The sequence below is a fragment of the Paraburkholderia sp. JHI869 genome (assembly GCF_038900775.1).
GTDB lineage: Bacteria > Pseudomonadota > Gammaproteobacteria > Burkholderiales > Burkholderiaceae > Paraburkholderia.
On sequence record NZ_JAYMSC010000020.1, the window covers coordinates 1 to 16567 of the forward strand.

The 16567-nt window shown below is 66.0% G+C and carries 17 protein-coding genes; 3 read left to right on the forward strand and 14 right to left on the reverse strand.

Annotation, left to right across the window (positions count from 1 at the left end; translation table 11 throughout):
- Positions 1–13: 13 nt before the first annotated feature.
- The 10 genes from VSR72_RS28205 to VSR72_RS28250 form a co-directional block, all read right to left on the reverse strand.
- Complete coding sequence (locus VSR72_RS28205; RefSeq protein ID WP_342955626.1) at positions 14–1195, reverse strand: aldose 1-epimerase; 1182 nt, start codon at positions 1193–1195, stop codon at positions 14–16.
- A 320-nt stretch (positions 1196–1515) separates the two neighbouring features.
- Positions 1516–2436 (reverse strand): SMP-30/gluconolactonase/LRE family protein, encoded by a 921-nt coding sequence (locus VSR72_RS28210; RefSeq protein WP_342955627.1) that lies wholly within the window; start codon positions 2434–2436, stop codon positions 1516–1518.
- Complete coding sequence (locus VSR72_RS28215) at positions 2433–3233, reverse strand: SDR family oxidoreductase (RefSeq protein WP_342955628.1); 801 nt, start codon at positions 3231–3233, stop codon at positions 2433–2435. Before VSR72_RS28215 ends, VSR72_RS28210 begins: the two co-directional genes overlap by 4 nt.
- Positions 3234–3252: 19 nt before the next feature.
- The gene (araH, locus tag VSR72_RS28220) at positions 3253–4281 is read right to left on the reverse strand and encodes an L-arabinose ABC transporter permease AraH (RefSeq protein ID WP_342955629.1); all 1029 of its coding nucleotides are present in this window, start codon (positions 4279–4281) and stop codon (positions 3253–3255) included.
- 21 nt (positions 4282–4302) lie between these two features.
- Positions 4303–5814: an L-arabinose ABC transporter ATP-binding protein AraG gene (gene araG / locus VSR72_RS28225; RefSeq protein WP_342955630.1), complete on the reverse strand. Its 1512-nt coding sequence runs from the start codon at positions 5812–5814 to the stop codon at positions 4303–4305.
- A gap of 96 nt (positions 5815–5910) precedes the next feature.
- Entirely contained in the window at positions 5911–6912 is a 1002-nt protein-coding gene (locus tag VSR72_RS28230) for an arabinose ABC transporter substrate-binding protein (protein ID WP_342955631.1), read from the reverse strand.
- 144 nt (positions 6913–7056) lie between these two features.
- Positions 7057–7836, reverse strand: coding sequence for an SDR family oxidoreductase (locus VSR72_RS28235; RefSeq protein WP_342955632.1), 780 nt, complete (start codon positions 7834–7836; stop codon positions 7057–7059).
- Positions 7833–8510 (reverse strand): 2-dehydro-3-deoxy-6-phosphogalactonate aldolase, encoded by a 678-nt coding sequence (locus tag VSR72_RS28240; RefSeq protein WP_342955633.1) that lies wholly within the window; start codon positions 8508–8510, stop codon positions 7833–7835. Before VSR72_RS28240 ends, VSR72_RS28235 begins: the two co-directional genes overlap by 4 nt.
- Positions 8511–8571: 61 nt before the next feature.
- Positions 8572–9588 carry a 2-dehydro-3-deoxygalactonokinase gene (locus VSR72_RS28245; protein WP_342955634.1) on the reverse strand — a complete coding sequence of 339 codons (1017 nt, stop codon included), beginning with the start codon at positions 9586–9588 and terminating at the stop codon, positions 8572–8574.
- Entirely contained in the window at positions 9585–10520 is a 936-nt protein-coding gene (locus VSR72_RS28250; RefSeq protein WP_342955635.1) for an IclR family transcriptional regulator, read from the reverse strand. The genes VSR72_RS28245 and VSR72_RS28250 overlap by 4 nt, the downstream gene beginning before the upstream one ends.
- A gap of 466 nt (positions 10521–10986) precedes the next feature.
- On the opposite strand from VSR72_RS28250, the gene VSR72_RS28255 reads away from it, so the two are divergent.
- Positions 10987–11340 (forward strand): type II toxin-antitoxin system RelE/ParE family toxin, encoded by a 354-nt coding sequence (locus tag VSR72_RS28255; protein WP_342955636.1) that lies wholly within the window; start codon positions 10987–10989, stop codon positions 11338–11340.
- Positions 11337–11678 (forward strand): XRE family transcriptional regulator, encoded by a 342-nt coding sequence (locus VSR72_RS28260; protein ID WP_342955637.1) that lies wholly within the window; start codon positions 11337–11339, stop codon positions 11676–11678. Before VSR72_RS28255 ends, VSR72_RS28260 begins: the two co-directional genes overlap by 4 nt.
- Before the next feature lie 38 nt (positions 11679–11716).
- Here the strand turns inward: VSR72_RS28260 and VSR72_RS28265 are convergent, their stop codons facing one another.
- From VSR72_RS28265 to VSR72_RS28275, 3 genes are all read right to left on the reverse strand, one after another.
- Entirely contained in the window at positions 11717–12106 is a 390-nt protein-coding gene (locus tag VSR72_RS28265) for a RidA family protein (RefSeq protein ID WP_322032006.1), read from the reverse strand.
- 84 nt (positions 12107–12190) lie between these two features.
- Positions 12191–13672 carry a D-aminoacylase gene (locus VSR72_RS28270; RefSeq protein ID WP_342955638.1) on the reverse strand — a complete coding sequence of 494 codons (1482 nt, stop codon included), beginning with the start codon at positions 13670–13672 and terminating at the stop codon, positions 12191–12193.
- 34 nt (positions 13673–13706) lie between these two features.
- Positions 13707–14627: a MurR/RpiR family transcriptional regulator gene (locus tag VSR72_RS28275; RefSeq protein ID WP_342955639.1), complete on the reverse strand. Its 921-nt coding sequence runs from the start codon at positions 14625–14627 to the stop codon at positions 13707–13709.
- Positions 14628–14754: 127 nt separating this feature from the next.
- Here VSR72_RS28275 and VSR72_RS28280 point away from each other — a divergent pair, with 127 nt between their 5' ends.
- The gene (locus tag VSR72_RS28280; RefSeq protein ID WP_342955640.1) at positions 14755–16035 is read left to right on the forward strand and encodes an amino acid deaminase; all 1281 of its coding nucleotides are present in this window, start codon (positions 14755–14757) and stop codon (positions 16033–16035) included.
- Positions 16036–16070: 35 nt separating this feature from the next.
- On the opposite strand, the gene VSR72_RS28285 is transcribed toward VSR72_RS28280, so the two are convergent.
- Complete coding sequence (locus VSR72_RS28285) at positions 16071–16547, reverse strand: MarR family transcriptional regulator (protein ID WP_342955641.1); 477 nt, start codon at positions 16545–16547, stop codon at positions 16071–16073.
- Between the last annotated feature and the right edge of the window lie 20 nt (positions 16548–16567).

Consider the following 16567-nt stretch of genomic DNA (forward strand, 5'->3'; position numbering starts at 1 on the left):
GCCTCTGGGCGCCTTAACCGCGCCCGCGCGCACCTTTGCCGCCCCGCGCACCCGCCCGGCCCCGCGCCCCGGCGCGGTGGGGGCTCGCCACCGCCCGCATGTCCATGCGCTCCACGGTGAAGGAGAAGCGCCGCACGAGCCGCTCGCCTTGCGCGAGCACGGTCATGCCGTTGGCGTCCGCGCCGCCATGCAGATTCACGGCGTTGATCGGATGATCCACAGGCTCGAAACAGAAGAAGTCCGCGCCCGGCGGCGTATAGAGCACGTAGTAATCGGTGTTGGCGCAGATCGAGAGCGAGAGCCGGCGGCGCTCCCACACCACGGCGGCACGCCCGCTCCAGCCGCTAAAGGCGTGATTCACGAGTTGCTCAGGCAGCGGATACGCCACGCCGAACTGCCACGCGGGCGGCGCGGGCACGTGGCGCACCGGCAGCCAGTCGTCGCCCGAAAGCCACAAGCCGCTTGCGGGAGCGGAAAGCTCGGTGGTCGCGTCGCGCGCGAGGAACGGATGCACGCCGAGGCCAAACGGCAGCGCGTCGCGGCCAGTGTTCTCCACTTCCAGCGCAATATTGAGCGTCGCGCCATCCAACGCATACGTGAGCGCAGCGCGGTACGAATAGGGCTCGCCATCGCTGCGGTCGAGCACGAGGCGCACGTTTTCGCGCTCGGCGGCATCGATGGTCCACGGTGCGAGCCAGCCGTCGCCGTGAATCGGCAGCGGTTCACTTGCGCGATTGCGCGGCACCTCGACATCGCGGCCGCCAAAGTGAAAGCGCCCTTCGCCGATGCGGTTCGAGAACGGCAGCAGCGGGTAGCACGCGAGTTCGTTCGGATCCATGCGTGCGCTCACGCGCTCGCAGCGGCGAAACACCGGCTCGAAGGCCCCTTCGCTGCGCCAGTCGAAGCGCGTGATTCCGCCGCCCAGTTGGGGCGCGACGTCGAGCCGCAGATACGCGTTCGCGAGCGTCACGCAGGCCACGTCGCTCGCGCCCGCTGCGCCAATCGCGACCGCCGAGGTGCTTGGCCCCGGCAGGACGGGATGCGTTGCGGCTTCGAGCCGCGCGCGACGCGCGGCTGCGGCGGGTGAGACGGATGGAGCGGAAGGCGGCGCGCCCGGAACATTTGCAGCGGCGGCGCCTGCGGTAACGGTACTGGAACGGGTGGGTCGACGCACAGCGGAATTCGCGACACTCATAAGATGCTCCTCGAGAGGCATGTTCGATTGCCGCCGCTAAAGGCGGCTCACTGGTGGCCTGCTCAACCCGTGCACTCGCTAACTTGCTCACTTTCGCACGGGCCTGCGGCCGCTTCTTGTGTTCGCCCTTCTAGTGGTACTGGCAAAGCCAACTGCACACTATCGATCGACTGCATCTGTTGCCGAACTACAACGGCTGTCCGTCTGTTTGTGTTGCGCGCTGCCTGCCGCGCGTTGCACTGACGCCCCAAGGCGATGCGTGCTTATCGTCTGACGAGAGCACAAGTGCGCCCTCGCGGCGACGTTTGATACGACAAAACTCAAGCGCGCCGACGCCCCTGGAACCGCGGTTCTTCAAGGCCCTGGCGGCCAATTTGAACCGAGAACACGCCGCCCGCATGCGGTTCGCGTGCGAGGGCCTCCTCCTCCATTTCCTCGCGCGCGCTCGTCACGTAAAGCGTGTCCAAAAGCGCACCGCCGAGCGTAACGCAGCTTGGCTGTGCTGTGGGAATCTTTACGCGTTCGGTTTCTACGCCATCGGCACCGTAGCGCACCACGCGCTCGCCGCCCCATTGCGCGTTCCAGAGACCACCCTGGGCGTCGACGGTCGAGCCGTCGGGTACGCCGGTGTCGTCAGTCAGCGTGACGAAAGTGCGTTCGTTTGCAATCGTTCCATCTGCACTGTAGTCGCATGCACGAATCTCGCGCGTGAGCGTGTCGCAGTAGTACATCGTCGCGCCGTCCGGGCTGAACGCAATGCTGTTCGAGATCGCGGGCGCGGGCAGCGGCAGGCGCTCGAGCGTGAGATCGTGATTGAGCCGGTAGAACCCGCCGATCGCTTGTCTCGGCGTCGCCTCGTACTTCGTGCCGAACACGAAGCGGCCCTGGCGGTCGCAGCGCCCGTCGTTCAGGCGCGTCGGAACGCCGGGCTCGACTTCGACGATGGGTTCGATCGCGCCCGTCTCCAGGTCGAAGAACGCAAGCTGAGAGGCGAGGCCGAGCAGCAGCGTGCGCTCGTCCTCGCACAGCGCGAAGCACGCGAGGCGCTCGGGCATGTCCCACGTGACGTGCTTGTCGCCCAACGCATTGGCGTCGTAGCGTTGCAAGCGCTTGCCCGAAATATCGACCCAGTAGAGCCGGCCGCTGCGCGCGCACCACGTCGCGCCTTCGCCCAGCTCACACTTCGAGTGGACGAGCAGTTCCGCCACCGCTTCGTTCGAAGCGCTCTCGTTCGCGCTCATGCCCAGCCCCCGTCTACCACGATGTCCTGCGACGTGATCATGCGGCTGTCGTCGGCCGCGAGAAAAAGCGCCATGCGGGCGAGGTCTGCGGGCAGCAGTTCCGCGTCGATGCACTGGCCGCGCTTGATGCTCTCGCGGCCTTCGTCGGTGAGCCACAGGCGGCGCTGCTTGTCGGTCATCACCCAGCCCGGCACGAGCGAATTCACGCGAATGCCGTAAGCACCCAGGTCCTTCGCGAGACCGCGCGTGAGACCCTGGACCGCCGACTTGCTCATCGTGTAGACCGGCATTTCCGACTGCTTCAGCATCCAGCTAATCGAGCCGAGGTTGATGATCGACCCGCGTTTCGCGGCCTTCATATCCTCGGCCACGGCCTGCGCCGCGAACAGTTGATGCCGCAAGTTCACGGCAACGCCCGCGTCAAACGACTCGGGCGTGACTTCCGCCAGCGCGTGACGCTTGTCGTTTGCCGCGTTGTTCACGAGCACTTCGATCGGCCCGAGCGCCGCCTTCACGTCGGCGATGGCAGCGCGCAGCGCCGAGATATCGGTGAGATCGACATCGGCAAAAAGCGGCTTGTTGCGCGAGTCGCCGAGTTCGTCGGCGAGCGCCTGGCCCGCGCTCGCGTCGATGTCGAAGAACGCCACGCGCGCGCCCTGCGCAGCGAAGTGCTCGACGAACGACGCGCCGATGCCGGTCGCGCCGCCCGTGATGAGGACGACGCGATCCGTGAGGCTCGGATAGCGCGCGTAGTTTTCGTGCGCGTGATGTGCGCTGGCGTTGGCCGGAGACGACATATCAGGCTTCCTCGTTCGTTCAGTCGCGTGCGCCGCGGTTCTTCAACTGGTCGAGCAGCACCGCCGCGAGCAGGATCGCACCGCGCACGAGGTACTGGTAGAACGCGTCGATGTTCATCAGGTTCATGACGTTTTCGACCGTGCCCATGATCAGCACGCCGATCACCACGCCCGAGATCGTTGCGCGGCCGCCCAGCAGCGAGACGCCGCCCAGCACGCACGCCGAGATCACGTTCAGCTCGAAGCCTTCGGCCGCATTCGGCTGGCCCGAGGTGATACGCGAGGCGAGAATCACGCCCGCGAGCGCCGTGACCGCGCCCTGGATCAGGAAAATCCACACACGCGTGCGCTCCACCTTGATACCGGCGAGACGCGACGCTTCCGGATTGCCGCCGATGGCGAGCGTATTGCGCCCGTACACCGTCTGATTGAGCATCACGCCGAACACGATGAAGCAGATGAGCGTGACCCAGATCGGCATCTGCACGCCGAAGAACGCAACCGTGCCCATGGCGATGAACGTATCCGACGACACGCCCACCGCTTGACCATGCGAGACGATGAAGCCGAGGCCGCGCACGATTTCCATCGTGGCGAGCGTGGTGATCAGCGCGTTGATGCGCAGATACGCGATCACCGCGCCGTTCACGAAGCCGATCGCCGCGCCCGCCGCCACTGCCGCGACGATGGCGATGAACGTGTTGCCGGTCGCGTTGAGCACCATCGCGCAGAGCACGCCCGCGAACGCGACCGTCGAGCCGACGGACAGGTCGAAGTCGCGCGAGGCGAGACAGAACATCATCGTGCAGGCCACCATGCCGATCTGCGAGACCGACAGCGCGAGGCCGAGCATGTTCTCGATCGAGAAGAAGTGATCGACGGTCAGCGACATCACGATGAACATGACCGCGAAGATCACGATCAGGCTGTACTCGGTGATCTGCTGCCACCACTTCTGCTTGTCGGTGGGACTCGGAATCAGCGCGTCGGCGACGCTCTTGGCGGCGCTGTTGGCAGACTCGGCCGCCAGGTTTTCTCTTGCTTGCATTTCAGTTTCCTCCCCGTCCACTCATGCAGCCTTGGCCTGCGCGCGCTTAGGCAGCGCGAGGTCAAGGACCGCGTGTTCGCTCGCCGCGCTGCGCGGCAACTCGCCCGAAATACGGCCTTCGCGCATCACCACGATGCGATCCGACACGCCGAGCACTTCCGGCAACTCCGACGACACCATCACGATCGCGCAGCCGCGCGCGGCGAGCTGGTAGATCACGTTGTAGATTTCATGCTTCGCACCGACGTCGATGCCGCGCGTCGGCTCATCCAGAATCACGACCTTCAGGTCCGGTTCGGCGAGCCAGCGCGACAGAATCGCTTTCTGCTGGTTGCCGCCCGAGAGAAAGCGGATTTTCTGGCGGCGGCTCGGCGTCTTGATCTTCAGGAGCTTGATGAAGCGATCCGCCGTTTCCGCTTCCTTCTTGCGGTCGAGGAACATGCCCGCGCGCAGGAAGTGCCGGCGGCAACTGATGTTGATGTTCTCCGAGACCGTTGCCATCGCAACGATGCCCTGTTCCTTGCGGTCTTCCGGGCACAGCACGATGCCGTGGCGAATCGCGTCGCTCGCGCTCTTCACGCGAATGGTCTTGCCGTCCAGCTCGATCTCGCCCGCGCGCCGCTTGTGCGTGCCGTAGATGAGCTGCATCAGCTCGCTGCGACCCGCACCCACAAGCCCAAAGAAGCCAACGATCTCGCCCGACTTCACCTCGAAGCTGGCCGCTTCGTTGAGCGGATGGCCTTCCACGCCGCGCACCGCGAAGCGCACGTTGCCGTGCTCGCGCGGCGAATAGTTGTAGATGTCGCTGATCTCGCGGCCCACCATTTCGGCCACCAGCGTTTCGCGCTTCACCTCTTCGAGCTTCTCGTGCGAGGCGACCTTGCGGCCGTCGCGGAAGATCGTGCAGGCATTGCACAGCTCGTAGATCTCGTCCATGCGGTGCGAGATGTAGATGAGCGCGCGGTTATCCGCACGCAGTTCGCGCACGAGCTTGAACAGCACTTCGGTCTCGCGGTGCGAGAGCGAGCTGGTCGGCTCGTCGAGCGCGATCACGCGCGCGTTGCGCAGGAGCGCCTTGCAGATTTCCACCATCTGGCGCTGTGCGATGGAGAGCTTGCGCAGCTTCGCGGCGGGATCGAGATCCACGCCCATCGCCGCAAGACGTTCACGCACGAACTTACGCGCCTCGCCGCGCTTCACCCAGCCGAGCGCATTGGGCAGCGCGCCGAGCAGCAGATTCTCCGCAACCGTGAGATCGGGCACGTACTGCAATTCCTGGTGAATCACCGCGATGCCCGCGCCAATCGAGGCCGCCGCATCGGAGAAGTGCACCTCGTTGCCGTCCATCAGGATGCGGCCGGAATCCGGCTGATACTCGCCGCCCAGAATCTTGAGGAGCGTGGACTTGCCCGCCCCGTTCTCGCCCATGAGGCCATGAACTTCGCCGGCGTTCACCTCGAACGACACGCCGTCGAGCGCGCGCACGCCTGGGAACACCTTGCCGATATTGTCAAAACGCAGTGTCGCTGACACTTCGGTTTCCTCTCATTCGATACGCTGCGGCACGGTCATCGCAATCTCAAGACCGCGCCGCAGCGGGAAACACCCTAAACCACTTCTAGCACGCGCTTACTTCGAAGCGAGACCCATCTGCTGACGCACGCTCTCCACGTTGTCGCGCGTAGCCAGCATGCCCGTCGTCAGCGTGAGCAGCGGCGGTTCCTTGCCTTGCGTGATCCACGTGTACATCAGGTCCGAGGTTTCTTCGCCGTGACGCTTCGGGCTGATGATGACGGTGCCGTAGAAGCCCGTCGGCTGCGGCTTCTTGAACTCGTTGAGCGCCGAGTCCGAACCGCCGATGCCGATACCGATCATGTTGTCGGCCTTGAAGCCGCGGCCTTCCGCTGCGCGCACGGCGCCGAGCACGCCTTCGTCGTTCAGCGCGTAGGCCACCCAATGCTTGTACTGCGGGTTCTTCGTGAGCGCGATGTTGGCGGCGTTGAAGGCGTTTTCCGTGTCGGTCTTCGCCTGCGGCGCCTGGACGATGTTCGCCTTCGGGAAGCCCGCGGCCACGAGCGCGTCGGTAGCACCCGACGTGCGGTCATGCGCCGTCGGCAGCTGCTCGTAGGTCACGTCGATCGCGCCCACGTCCTTCATGTCCCAGCCGCGCTTCTTGATTTCGGCGGCAATGCCGTCGCCAACCTGCTTGCCGATGTTGTACGCCGAGATGCCCATGTGCGGAACCGCCTCGATCGGCTTGCCCGCGCCATCCACGAGGCGGTCGTCCACCGTCATCATCTTGAGGTTGTCGGCCTTGGCCTTCGCAACGATGCCCGGTCCGAGTTTCACGTCAGGCGTGCAGATGATGAAGCCCTGCGCCTTTTGCGCGGCCAGGTTGTCGATCGCGCTCATCACCTTCTCACCCGAGGGCGCACCGATCTTCACCAGCGTGAAGCCCTTTTCCTTCGCGGCCATTTCCGCGAACTTCCATTCGTCCTGGAACCACGGCTCTTCGGGCTGCTTCACGAGAAAGCCGATCTTCACCTGGTCAGCGGCTTGCGCGACGGGCGCTTGCGCGAACACGGCAGTAGCGGCGGCAGCCACCAGCGTCAGAAAGATGCGTCGTTGCATGTTGTCAGTCTCCTGTCTTCTTCAGTCACGGGAAGGGTTTCCGGCCGCCTCTTCTTTTACCCGCCGATGCGCGCGGCCAGCGCTTCGACGGATTCCTGCGTATTCTTTTGTTCCTTCGTGCTGCGAATTACTTTTTCTAGGCTTTCATTCGTGATGCAGCGCCGTGCGGCCGCCATCTATCGTGATGCAGCTCGCGTTGATGAACGGCGCTTCGTCGGAAGCCAGGAACACCGCGGTCATCGCGACTTCCTCCGGGCGGCCAATGCGCTTCATCGGCGGCAACTCGAGCGTGGCCTTGCGCGCCGCTTCCGGGTCGGGCTGCGCGTTCCACCAGTCGTGCGTGAGCTGCGTTTCGATGTAGCCAGGCGCGATAGCGTTCACGCGCACGTTCTTCGGCGCGTACTCGATGCCGAGCGCACGCGTGAGCCCGATCACGCCGTGCTTCGCCACCGGGTACGGAAAGCAGCCCGGAATGATCTGGAACGCGTGCGTCGAGGCGATGTTGATGATGCTGCCCGCACACCGTTCGACCATGCCCGGCAGCACCGCGCGGCAACCGTTCCACACGCCGTCCAGATCGACGGCGAAGCAGCGGCGCCAGTCTTCGTCGGTCATCGTGAGCGGGTCGGCGAACACGTTGATGCCTGCGTTGTTCACGAGCACGTCCACCGGGCCGAACGCGCGTTGCGCTTCTTCCACGGCGGCGCGCAGCGAGGCAGGCTGCGTCACGTCGGTTTGCACGGCGAGCGTTCGCGCACCTTCGCAAGCATTCGCGATCTCGCGCGCCGTCGCTTCGGCGGTCGCGCCATCCAGTTCCGCAAGCACGACAGCCGCGCCCTCTGCGGCGAACGCACGCGCGATCGCCGCGCCGATGCCGCGCCCGGCGCCGGTCACGAGCGCGACCTTGCCCGCGAGCCGATTCACTTTTGCGCTCCGTACGTGGCTTTCCAGCCTTCGATGAAAGCGAGCGCGTTCGCGCGCGTGGCGGCGGCGTCCTGGCCTGGCTTGTAGAGCGCGGAGCCAAGGCCGAAGCCGCTCGCGCCAGCGGCCAGCTGCGGGCCCATGTTGTCCGGCTTCACGCCGCCTACGGGCAGCAAGGGCACGATCGCCGGAATCACGGCGCGCCACGCCTTCGTCACGGCCGGGCCGAGCTGCTCGGCGGGGAACATCTTGAGCGCGTCCGCGCCGTGCTTGAGCGCCGCGAAGGCTTCGGTCGGCGTGGCGACGCCGGGCACGCACGCGAGGCCCTGGAGCTTCGCGGCGAGGATGACGTCGGTGTCGGCGTGCGGCATCACGATCAATTCGCCACCCGCTTCCCTCACGTCGCGCACACGCTCGGTGGTGAGCACGGTGCCCGCGCCGATCATCGCGTCCGCAGGCAGCGCCTGGCGCAGCGCCGCGATGCTGTCGAGCGGCTGCGGCGAATTGAGCGGCACCTCGATGAGCCGGAAGCCCGCTTCGTAAAGCGCGCGGCCATGCTCGGCGGCTTCGGCAGGCTTTATGCCGCGCACGATCGCGACCATGCGGCACGCGCCGAACGCGGCGACGAAGCCGGCGTGTGGCGTGTACGGGGCGGGCAGGTTCAGTTCGGGTTCCATGTCGGCTTCCTGTTGCTTGGCTTCGTGTCTGATTCGGGTTTGGCTCGATTCGTCGCGCGTTTTAGCGCGGCGCGACGAGCCCGGCCTGCACGGCGATGCGCCAGAGCCCGTGTTCGGTCGCCTGACGCACGAGATGCGCGCCGCTGCAGCCGAATGCGGCAAGCGCCATGCGGTAGCGCTCGCACAACGCATCGGCGCCGATGAGCTGCGGCGCACAGCCGGCCAGCGCCACGTCGCGTCGTGCCAGCGCGGCTTCGAGGCCCGCCAGCTCGTGCCCGATCACGAGGCCCGAGAGATAGTCGGGCTGCTCGTCGGCGGCTAGCTGTGCAGTGAGGCCGAGCGTGCGCGTGCTGAACGCCGTGGCCAGCAGCCCCACGCAGCCCTGCTCGCGCGCCACGCCCACGCCGCGCAGGAACGCTGCGGTGTCGGGCTCGACGGGATGCTTCATCGTGCGGCCGAGGATCGTATGCGCGCACAGCGCCGCGTAGACCTCGCCCGTCATGAAGGTGTAGAAGCGCGCAATGCGATCGCCCTCCACCACCACCCATTTCGCGTGCGTGCCAGGCAGACCGATGAGCGACGTTTGCTGCTCAGCCTCCTCGCCCGATGCCCCCAGCGCGCCAAAAATCTGCGTTTCCTCGCCGCGCATCACGTTGGGCAGCGCACCCGGCTCCAGCACGCCCGGCACTACGGCGACTTCGGCGCCGCACGCAGCGCGCACGCGCACGATGCCCGCCACCAGCGCCTGCGCGCTAGCAGGCGTTTCGACATAAGGCGCCTGCACCCAGCCCTGGGCGCTGCCGACCATGCCCGCGGCCAGTACCGGCAGCGAGGGCGCAACGGCTAGCCACACGCCGCACGCTTCGTCGAAGGCCGCGTCGAAGCCGCCTTCCTCGGCAGGCACGGGCAGATTCATGATCCCCGCCGTCGAAACACGCGTGGCGATCACCTTGCCCGCCGCATCGAACAGATACGCGCGCAGCGAGGTCGTGCCCCAGTCGAGCGCAATGAGCGCGGCATCGCGAGCGATCGCTGCGTCGCTGGCCGCGCCGCTTACAGGCTTCTCACGCGCTTTCATCGGCGAATCCTGCGCGTGGTGGGCTGCGGCGCGCGCCAGCCCAGTTCCTGCGAAATCGCGCGCGCCTCGCGCTGGACAACCGGAATCAGTTCGTCCATGCGCTCGAGCGGCATATAGGGAATCGTGCTCGCCACCGAAAGCGCCGCCACGATCGCGCCGGAAGCGTCGCGCACCGGCGCCGCCACGCAGCGGATCGAAATTTCGTTCTCCTCGAGATCGAACGTGTAACCGCCCGCCGAGTAAGTCGCCATGCGCTTGAGGAAGGTATCGGGTTCGAGGCTGTGATCGGGGCGGAAGCTCACGCCCGCGAGCGTGCGGCGCGACGCGTCGAACAGGTCGCGCCACGATTGCGGCGTGAGGTCGAGCATCATCGCCTTGCCAATGCCCGTGGACGCGAGCGGCATACGGTGCCCGACGCGCGAACGCATCTCGAGGCCCCGCTGGCCGGGAATCTTGTCGATGTACAGCACGTCGTCGCCGTCGCGCACGCCGAGGTGGATCGTGTCGAGCGTTTCGTCGGCGAGCGCCTGCAGATGCGGGCGAGCAACGGCCGTGAGCGGCATCTGCTCGAGCGCGATCGTGCCGAGTTCGATGAGCTTCGGCCCGAGCAGGTAGCCGCCCTGCACCTGGCGCAGGTAGCGCGCCTGCACGAGGCTCGAAACGAGACGGTGCGTGGTGCTGCGCGTCGTGCCGAGCACCGCGCCGAACGAGCGCAGGTCGCGCACGCCGGCGGCGGCCGCTTCGAGAATGGCGAGGCCGCGCAGGAGCGTCTGGGTGCCGGCCTGCTGCATCGAGCCGTCGAGCAAGGTGCTCGCGACGCCGATTTCATCGGCGGCAGGGCGGGCCTTGTGCTGCGCTTGAGCCGAGGCTACTGGCGCGGCGGCCTCGTCGGGGAGGTTCGCGGCGAGTGTGGAAGACATCGCTTTGTTCATGGCGAGGGCGATGAAGGGAGACGATGGAAAGGCGCGTGCCGTCAAGCGGCGCGCGAACCGTGCTTCGGGAGACTGCCCAGCGCATGGGCGTCCGGGGCTCGAACAGGTAGCGGCGGGCGGCGCGTGGCCGCGCAAAGCGCTGGCTGAAGCATGGCGAACGTCTCCTTGGCTGTCCGGTTCGCTCCGCGTCTTGCGCGTGCGCCGGATTTATCTGGGTCTACCGACAGTGCTTGTCGGATGGCTGGATTGTAGGCAGGTTTTTTCGAGTTCTCCAATATGTGATTGAGTCGCTCATATATTGGGAAAATCGGGAAACGGCCGCCCTCTGCCGAACGGCTAACGAGGGCCAGAAGATGTGCGGCGCTTGACGCAAGCGAGGGCGCGGCGGCCTGAGCCTGCAGAGACTTGAGCCAAGTCATTCCCGGTACATACCGGGCCGCTCAATCTCTAGCATGCATATAAAAACTTGTATAACCTACGTGAACCTAAGCCGCTGGAATTCTGCGGCAGCGCGCTGGCCGATCTATGCAGTTTTCCACCGGCCATGCGCCAGGAAGCCGGGCGCGAGCTGCGGCGCGTTCAGCGCGGTCTCGATCCGCACGACTGGAAGCCGGTGAACCCTGTCGGCCGCGGCGCGCGTGAGATACGCATCCGCGACGCAAACGGCGCGTTTCGCGTGATTTACGTCGCGCACATTCGCGAAGCTATTTATGTGCTGCATTGCTTTCAGAAGAAGTCCGAGAAAACGGCCTTCGTCGATGTTTCGCTTGCCGCGCGGCGCTATCGCGATGCGCTAAACAACAAGGAGTCCAAATCATGAATCGCGAGAAGCACCGTAGTCCGCGCCAGCGCTTCGACAGCGTGTGGGACGCACTCGAAAACACGCCCGAAGCCGCGCAGAACATGACGTTGCGCTGCGACCTCATGATCGCGCTCGAAGAGCACATCACGCGCAACAAGCTGACCCAAACGCAGGCCGCCGCGCTCTTCGGCGTGACGCAACCGCGCGTGTCCGACCTCATGCGCGGCAAGATCGATCTGTTCTCGCTCGATTCGCTCATCAACATGGCCGTGGCCGCGGGCATGAAGGTCGAGTTGCGTATCACGGCAGCCACTCCGCGCGACGGCGGTACGCAAGAAAAAACGGCTGCTGAATGACTCCAGCAGCCGCTTCATAATCGCTTTGGGTCGCCCCCTTACTTCCCGGCCGGCGCCTTGTACGCCACGCAGTCGACCTCGACCTTGCAGTCCACCACCATGCTCGACTGCACGCAGGCGCGTGCCGGCGGATGCTCGCCGAAATACTCGCGGAACACCTTGTTGAACGACGTGAAGTCGCGTGCGTCGTCAAGCCACACGCCGCAGCGCACCACGTGCTCCGCGCCATAGCCCGCTTCCTTCAGGATGGCGAAAAGATTCTGAATGGCCTTGTGCGACTGCTCGACGATGTTGCCGTTGATGACCTCGCCGCCTTCCATCGGCGTCTGGCCCGAGACATACAGCCAGCCGTCGGCTTCCACGGCGCGCGCGAACGGCAGATGTTGTCCGCCCTGGCCCTTGCCGCCTTCCGCTCCAATTCGTTTCATCGTTTGCTCCTTTGAGATCGTGCGGCGCGCGCAGCTTCTTGGGCCACGCGCGCCGAGGGTCGAAATTCGATAAATAAAGCCTGCTTAAAAGGCATTCGCCTCTGGCTGCGCCTCGCGCGTGCCGCGCGCGACGAAGTGGCCCGCGCGCTCGCCCGTGGGTTGGCCGTCGCGATACGAGAGCACACCGTTCACCCACACCGCGTCGATGCCTTCAGCCACTTGCTGCGGCTTCTCGAACGTCGCTGCGTCGCGCACTTTTGCCGGGTCGAACAGCACGAGATCGGCGTGCCAGCCCACATGAACCTCGCCGCGCTGCGAAAGGCCGAAGCGCCGCGCCGAAAGGCCCGTCATCTTGCGCACCGCTTCTTCGAGCGGCAGCAGCGCCGCGTCGCGCGCGTAGTGCCCGAGCACGCGCGGAAACGCGCCCCACAGGCGCGGGTGCGGCAGCGGATCGTTCGGCAGACCGTCCGAGCCAACCATCGTGGCCGGGTGCGAAAGAATGCGGCGCACGTCGTCTTCGGACATGTTGTGGTACACCGCGCCCGCCGGCTGCAGGCGCTTGCCGGCTTCCTGCTGCGAGACGCCCCACTCGGCCGCGATGTCCTTGATGAGCTTGCCCGCCTGCTCGGGGTGCGGCGTGGACCACGTGATCGTGATGTCGATGTCGCCCGTCACCTGCTTGAGGTCCAGCGTCGACGAACTGCGGCTATACGGATAGCAGTCGCAGCCCACCGGTTGATACTTGCGCGCACTTTCGAGCGACGCGAGCACCTCCGTGCTGCGCCCCCAGTTGGAAGGACCCGCGCACTTCAGATGCGAGATCACCACCGGCACGCGCGCATGCTGGCCAATGTGGTACGCCTCGTTCATCGCTTCGAGAATCGCGTCGAACTCGGTGCGCATATGCGTCGTGTAGAGCGCGCCGGCGGCAGCGAGCGGCTGGGCGAGCGAGGCGACCTCTTCGGTCGAAGCCTCGAACGCCGAACCATACGCGAGCCCCGTGGAAAGGCCGAGCGCGCCGTGCGCGAGCGCGTCTTCGAGCTGCGCGCGCATGGCCGCGATCTCGTCGCCGGTGGCGGCGCGCTTCAAGTCGCTCATGTGGTTATTGCGCAGCGCCGTATGGCCAATTAGCGCGCCCACGTTCACGGCGGGCCGCGCCGCGTTCACTGCATCGACGTACGCTGAGAAAGTCGGATAGTTGAACGCGTCGCGCTCGCCGAGCAGGTTCATGGGGTCGGGCGGATCGCCCTTGAGCGTCACCGGCGACGCGCTGATGCCGCAGTTGCCGACGACCACCGTCGTCACGCCCTGACTGATCTTGGGCAGCATTTGCGGCGAGCGGATCACGTGCGTGTCGTCGTGCGTATGGACGTCGATGAAGCCCGGCGCGAGCGCGCGCCCATTGGCCTCGATCACCTCTTCCGCGAGCCAGTTCGACAGGTTGCCGATCGCGACGATGCGTCCGTCGCGCACCGCCACGTCGCGCTCAAGGGGCGGCGCGCCGGTGCCGTCATAAAGCATGGCGCCGACGATCAACGTATCAGCGGCTTCGGGGTGCGAATGCATACGCGTCTCCTCAGGATGGCTCTTAGTTCGACGCTCAGTCACCGAGCGGCTGGCGTTCGCCGCCGCCGCGATGCGCGTCCAGCGTGTGCTTCATCCGGCGCAGCAACTCGCGGCTTTCCTCGGGTTGCGCGAGCGCCAGTTCGGTTACGAGCACGTCGAGTGCCATCATCATCGCGTAACGTGACGACGATGGCTTGTAGATGAAATCGGTCTCGCTCGCGACGATCGGCACGAGCCAGTCGGCGAGCGCGGCGAGCGGCGACGCGGGCGCGGTGAGCGCGACGACCTTCGCGCCGTAATCGCGCGCGATGCGGCATGCATCGACGAGTTCGGGCACGCGCCCTGTTACGGAAAGCGCGACGACCACGTCTTCGGGCGAGAGCGTGCTCGCCACCATGCGCTGCAGCAAGCTGTCCTGGTACGACGCCACCGGACGGCCCAGGCGCACGAGGCGAAAACGCATTTCGTCGGCAAGCGCGCTCGAGCCGCCGCCCATGCCGAACACGTAGATCATGCGGGCCTGCGCCAGCGCCGCGGCAGCGTGCGCAAACGGCGCCTGGCACAGCAGTTCGTGGTTGCGCGCGAGCGCCGTGTGAATTTCGTCATAGACGCGCGTGGCGAGCGGTTCGGCTTCGGCATTCAGGGCGCGCAACTTGCCCTCGCCTTCGACGGCGCCGGCACCGCGCAAGAAGCGATCGCCTACGGCGGCCGCCTGGGCGAGCCGCAGCTTGAGTTCGCGCACGTCGTGGCAGCCCACTGCCTTCGCAAAGCGCGTGACGGAGGCGACGCTCACGCCCGCGCGCTGCGCCAGCTCGCCAATGCTCGCGCGTGCGGCGCTGGCAAGATCGTCGAGGATCAGCGCGGCCACGTCGCGCTCGGCCGGACGCAGTTCGGGCACGCATTGCGCAATTCGCGCGACGATGTCGAAGCGGGCCGGATCGGCAGCGGTGTTCATTGCAGGGAGTCTGTTAATAAATAACAATTCACGAAGCGATGTTACTTTGTGTACTATCTCCGAGTCAACGCCGGAACGTAAGACTCCGGCGTGGCTGGGACGCATGAAGCATATGGAGCGAAGGCAAATGAAAGTTACAAACTATCAGAGTGCAACGATCGACCCGAACAGCAAGGGCCTTGGCAATGTGCCGGGCGCGAGCGTGCCGCTCGGGGACGCCGGGCGCCTCGAATGGAATTTACTCGAAGAGGACGTGAGCCTGCCCGCTGCGGTGCTCTATGCGGACCGCGTCGAGCACAACCTCAAGTGGATGCAGGACTTCGTCACGCGCTATGGCGTGAAGCTCGCCCCGCACGGCAAGACGACGATGGCGCCGCAGCTCTTTCGCCGCCAGATCGAGACAGGCGCGTGGGGCATCACGCTCGCGACGGCGCACCAGACGCGCGCCGCCTACCGCGGCGGGATCTCGCGCGTGCTGATGGCGAACCAGCTCGTGGGCCGCCATAACATGGCAATGATTGCGGAACTGCTCAGCGACGCGAACTTCGAGTTCTTCTGCCTCGTCGATTCGGTGGAAGGCGTGGAGCATCTGGGCGAGTTCTTCCGCGCGGCGGGCCGCACGCTGCAGGTGCTGCTCGAACTGGGCGTGCCGCGCGGCCGTACGGGTGTGCGCGACACCGACACGCGCAACGCCGTGCTCGCGGCCATCGCGCGCTATCCCGACTCGCTCAAGCTAGCGGGCGTGGAGATCTACGAGGGCATCCTCAAGGAAGAAAGCGAAGTGCGCACCTTCCTGCGCGACGCGCTGAACGTCACCCAGGAACTGGCCGCGGCGGGCCGCTTCGCGCGCACGCCCGCACTGCTTTCGGGCGCGGGCTCGGCCTGGTACGACATCGTCGCGGAAGAGTTCGCACCGGCCACGCAGGCGGGCACGATCGACGTGGTGCTGCGCCCCGGCTGCTACCTGACGCACGACGTGGGCGTCTACAAGCAGGCTCAATCGCAGATCCTCACGCGCAACCCCGTGGCGCGCGAAATGGGTGTTGCGCTGCTGCCCGCGTTGCAACTGTGGGCCTACGTGCAGTCGATTCCGGAGCCTGGCCGCGCGATCGTCGGCTTCGGCAAACGCGACGCCGCGTTCGACGCGGGCTTTCCGGAGCCGTCGCGCCACTATCGCCCCGCGAACGGCGGCGCGCCGCGCGAAGTGGCGGCAAACGAAGGCTGGGAAGTGTTCCAGATGATGGATCAGCACGCCTACCTGAAGATCCCGGCGGGCGCGGACCTGAAGGTCGGCGACATGATCGCGTTCGACATCTCGCACCCTTGCCTCACGTTCGACAAGTGGCGCCAGGTGCTGATGCTCGATGGGAAGTATCGCGTGACGGAAGTGATCGAAACGTTCTTCTGAGTGCGGCGTGCTTCGTTGAAAGCGGCAACACAGGCCTAGCCCGCTTCGGGCTCGGCCTCTTGAGCCGGCGCGGCCGCAACTGCGGCCGCAGCCGCCTCGCCGAGGCGCGCTTCCATCATCCCCAACGCACCCGACAGCGCCGCGAGCGCGTCGTCGGGCAGCGACATCGTCACGTTCAGGAATGCGTTGCGGCGCGGCAGGCCCTCTTCGATCACGGCGCGGCCAGCGTCTGTCAACGTCACGTTGGTGATGCGGTTATCGCGCTCGTCGGCGCGGCGCGCGATCCAGCCGAGCGACTCCACCGCCTTCAATTGCCGCGTGAGCGCGCCCGGGTCCACGCGCAGCCGCTCGACGAGTCGCTTTTGCGACGACTCGCCGTCCTGCTCGTAAAGCGCGAGCAGAATGCGCCAACGCGGCAGCGGATGCCCGACCTGCGCCTCGAACGCCGACATGAACGCCCGGTAGGTCCGTCCAAACTGCTGCACGATGGCGATGCGATCCTGAATTTCCATGCTTTGTTTTTCCTGCCGGC